Below are 4,221 nucleotides of genomic sequence, written 5' to 3' on the forward strand. Positions count from 1 at the left end.
ACCAACCCACCTGGGGAAAATGATCTAGCACCCGTGGGGATTTTCTTTTAGCGCGGACACCGTTGGAGTCCTTGATCGTGAGGTCGGTGAAGTCGGTGTCGGTCAGGGTCTTGATCGTGGCAGTGACGGTCTGGACCGAGTTCTTACCGGTCGCCGGGTCGGTGGTTTGGACCTTGTCACCGACGTGAACCATCGCGATCGGCACCAACACACCCGTCGCCAACAGGACCCTCACATCGTGGGCAAACCTTGGAACAGGTCGCCGACCCTGATGAGGTGGTCCGGCATGAGCCGGATGCGTGTGTTGGTTGTGGGGCAGGTCTTGGTGAGGCGCATGACAGTGGTGTGGAGCGTCGTCAGGTGTTCGATCTTCCGCCGGTCGCTGTCAGGGTTGTCGAGCACCAGATCCTGACGCGTCGTTGCGGTTGCGGGGTTCACACGACTGCGAGCGCGCTGGAGAATGTGAACGCGCCCGTGCAGTACGGGCCGCGGGTTGCCGCGGTCATTCTGTACTTGTATGTCGGCCAGTTTCTGTCAAAGAAGCGCACCGCGACCGCGCTGTCGGACTTGTTCGGCACACCGGTCTCGGGTGGAACGGTCGCGACGATGGCGCAGCGGGCGACCGGGCGTTTGGGTGGGTTCATCGAGATGGTGCGGGAGCGGATCGCCGCTGCTGCGGTCGCGCATTTCGACGAGACCGGATTTCGAGTCGCCAGCCGGCTGCGGTGGGTGCATTCGGCATCCACCGGGAAATACTCGCTGATCACCGTGCACGACAAGCGCGCGGTCGAAGCGATGAACGCCGCCGGTGTGCTGCCGACCTTTACCGGTGTCGCTGTCCATGACGCGTGGGCACCCTATGACACGTACATCGACGCCGTACATGCGCTGTGTGGAGCGCACGTGCTTCGGGAACTGCAAGCTATCTGTGAACAAGCCGAACCGGGCGCCTGGTGTTGGGCCGGTCAGGCAGCACAAGCTTTGCGGGACATCAAGACTCTCGTGGATTCGCAACTGGCTCGCACACCGGGGTCGCTCGCAGGGATGGACCCTGTCGCATTGGCCGAACTCGCGCACCGGTTCCGGTCCGCGGCGGTAATCGGTGCGAATGACACTCGGTCGCGTTCGACGACCCTGATGGCCAAGGCGCATGCCCTGGCCCGCCGGCTAATCGACAGGGAAGCCGATTACCTCCGTTTCACCACCGATCCGCAGGTGAACTTCGACAACAACGCCGCCGAGCGTGAAATCCGCATGACCAAAATCCGCCAGAAAGTCTCCGGCTGCCTACGCACACTATCTGGTGCGGAGCAATTCTGCGCGATCCGCAGCTACCTCGCGACCGCAGCAAAACACGGAGTACATTTCTTCGAGGCACTCACCCGACTCGCCGAAGGCAATCCCTGGACGCCGGAAATCACCTGACCAGTTACGACCAGAGTTGCCTATCTATCCAAATAGGAGCTTTTGACCTTTACTTTCGATCTTGACAGCCAATTTCTGACGAGCGCTGCGATAGCGTTCCGCAACCTCCGCATACTTATCTTCGGCGCTTTCTCGGAGCTGTTCGATCCGATCCTCGTCGACGCTGTTGAACTCATCCCTAAGTGGCACTTCTTGTTGATTTAGCGTGTAGCTACCCAAGTTTCCTAAGAAGGTCTCGATCTGCTCAAGTAGCGGCAGACTATTCTGTGCACCTTTTTCGCTTGCAACAATAAGAAGATCGCAGAATATTCGAACGAGCCAGAGCTGACGAAAAGGTTCGAATTCGGGAAGTGCAATTCGATTCTCTAGGCGCCAATCTGAGCGGGTCAAAAAGGATCCGTCAACCACAGCCTTCCCATCAGTCAGGGCAGGACATATCCAAACTTCTTCACCAGTATCGTGAGCATAGCGATTCCGTTCCGAATCCAATAGCGCAGACGTATCGACTGGAGAAGTCCAGTCAGAGAATACTTTTAGGTATGCTTCCAGCTCCGAGGTCCGAGTTGGACAATATAGCTCGTTGAGCGCCAACAGAACCGATTCCCTGACTTTGGAAGCTTCCGAATCCGGAAACCTCTTGACTAACTCTGCCATAGTCCACCTCCTCTAGCGAACTGCAACGCCTCTCGCCACGAGCCCGATGGCGATACAGATCCCGCCCAATCCTCAAGATTCAGAGGTCCCGGAAACCTTTCAGTCATAAAACGCTCTGCGCCAAGTGCTTCAGACCTCGTATCAAAGTTTTTGATGATTTGCATTCGCGCACCCAATTGTTTTAGACAACCGCAACTATAGCGGGTCGTAGGGTTTTTCGAGATACCCCACTTCAGCAGTTCCCCTGTGTCATGCTTCACCAGCGCGTAGAGGGACGTTTGCCCCGCCTCAGGCAAGGGTCCGTCAACCAGGCCACCGCAGTTATGCACAAGAACTGGACCTGAGGCTCCAGCCGCAACATTGTAAGTGTGCACCTCACTGACTGTTAGGTTGTACGTTACGGCACGAGCCGAGTAGTTCTGGACGCTTTCGACGGTGCTGGCCGCGCCGTCTGCTTGGTGGAGTTTATCACTGAGGGTGAGCCATGCTGCTTGTACAAATGCGTGTTGGGTGGCGTCCCGGTAGGGGTGGCCCTGGGGTGAGGTGATCCTCTGTACGTGACCGTAAGAGTCCTTGATCGTCACATCGGCGAAGTCGGTGTCGGTCAGGGTCTTGATCGTTGCAGTGACCGTCTGGACCGAGTTCTGCCCGGTCGACGGGTCGGCGGTCTGGACCTTGTCACCGACGTGGACCTGGGCGATCGGTAGCAGCGCACCGCCGGCCAGCAGCACCATCGTGGCAGCGACAAAGCTGTTCGGACACACCTCGTTCGCCACCGTGCGGCCAGCGGAGCCGGCGGCTCCATCACCAGCGTCATCAGTCGCCGCCCGAGCAGCCGCCCGCGAACCAGCACCAACAGCCGTACGCTCAGCACTCGTAGCGCGCCGCGAGCACCAGCCGCCGCGGCGCCATCGGCGATCTCACCCGCGGCCGCCTTCGCGCCAGCACTAGCAAACGCCGAACCCAGGCCCGCCGTCAGAGCACCAACCGCAGCACCCGTGGCACCGGCCATCGCCAAGCCACCCTGACAGCAATACCAGCGATCGCAGCCTTATGGTCGATTTCTGCGCCGCACACTAATTATCGGGCTCGACGCGGTAGAGACTCATCAGATGCGCGCAACTGCCTGACCATTTCCACTTGGCCTGTGAAAGGTCAGCGGTTCAGTCAGATCCGCCACGTTTGAGCTGTTTCGCCTTTCCCCAGACACACGCCTTGCTCGTTTGGTTCTTGCTAACTCCTCAACCACGGCAAGGACACTATCGCTGCTCGAGCGCCCGGCAACACGCAGCTGAAGCCAATCAGACCACTCGCTCATTTGGAGCGAAATCTCTCTAGCCCCCATTGCCCCGTCGACGACTTCACAAAGGACGCTCAGCTCGCTCGCACGACGTTCCGCAAAGCGTCTCTGATCTACCGGCAGCTGCATGATCCATTTTTCACGATCACGCTTTTCCACCCGTTCAATCATTCGCACGACAACCGCTGATGCGAGAGCCATGTCCTCCTCTAACCCGACGGCCTTGAACAGCAATTCGCAACCACAATCAGACTCCATCGCCAGCAAATAGAGCTGCCAACGACTATGGTCTGATCCAAGTTCTCCCGCCTGTTCGCCCAGGAGTGAACTCATTTCACCAAGAAGCATATCGAGACCAACTCGCATAGCTAGCACCCATTCACACGGTAGCGCGCCATATTGTCCCCCATCTTACCGCGGATCGTCTTGATATTTTGGTCGACAGCCGACTGCTGTCTCGGAGACAACTCGGGATCACCCGCCAACGGCTTGCCGTTCTGGCCGATTCTAACCTCACCCGGCGACCCGTCACGTGGGCGTGGGCTGGCCCGTGGTCATTGAAGTAGATCTGAATTCTCACACCGTCCCGATACATCAACTTCTTCGACGCACTCACCCAACTCGTCGAAGGTCAGCCCTGGCTACCCGAAACCACCTGATCAGTTACATCCAGCCTTCGTTAGACGTGGCCCACTGGGTTGGCCCCGGCTCCCTCGCCGTCAGCGACGACTCCAAGCCTCTGGCAGGGTTCGGACGGAGCACGTACTTGGCCTGTCAAAGCCAGCGTCCCTGACGTTGTCAACGAAATCGAACGCCGACAATCTGGCCCACTCCGGGAGGGA

Annotated in this window: 5 protein-coding genes; 1 reads left to right on the forward strand and 4 read right to left on the reverse strand. The window is 58.7% G+C overall.

The annotated features are described in order from the left end of the window. Positions 1-235: hypothetical protein (locus tag ABD301_RS42090; RefSeq protein WP_344315596.1), on the reverse strand; the 235-nt coding region annotated here is incomplete at its 3' end. A 14-nt stretch (positions 236-249) separates the two neighbouring features. Between ABD301_RS42090 and tnpC the strand changes: the two genes are divergently transcribed. Further along, positions 250-1,425, forward strand: coding sequence for an IS66 family transposase (tnpC, locus tag ABD301_RS42095; RefSeq protein ID WP_344315597.1), 1,176 nt, complete (start codon positions 250-252; stop codon positions 1,423-1,425). 24 nt (positions 1,426-1,449) lie between these two features. Here tnpC and ABD301_RS42100 read toward each other — a convergent pair whose 3' ends face one another. The 3 genes from ABD301_RS42100 to ABD301_RS42110 form a co-directional block, all read right to left on the reverse strand. Next, a complete protein-coding gene (locus ABD301_RS42100) occupies positions 1,450-2,079 on the reverse strand; it encodes a hypothetical protein (RefSeq protein ID WP_344315598.1) in 630 nt (209 codons plus the stop codon). Continuing rightward, on the reverse strand, positions 2,067-2,855 hold the full coding sequence (locus ABD301_RS42105; protein ID WP_163572938.1) for a polymorphic toxin-type HINT domain-containing protein: 789 nt from the start codon (positions 2,853-2,855) through the stop codon (positions 2,067-2,069). Before ABD301_RS42105 ends, ABD301_RS42100 begins: the two co-directional genes overlap by 13 nt. A 332-nt stretch (positions 2,856-3,187) precedes the next feature. Continuing rightward, positions 3,188-3,712, reverse strand: a complete 525-nt coding sequence (locus ABD301_RS42110) for a hypothetical protein (RefSeq protein WP_344315600.1) — start codon at positions 3,710-3,712, stop codon at positions 3,188-3,190. Between the last annotated feature and the right edge of the window lie 509 nt (positions 3,713-4,221).

It is taken from the genome of Fodinicola feengrottensis (assembly GCF_039530045.1).
In the GTDB taxonomy this organism is placed as follows: domain Bacteria; phylum Actinomycetota; class Actinomycetes; order Mycobacteriales; family HKI-0501; genus Fodinicola; species Fodinicola feengrottensis.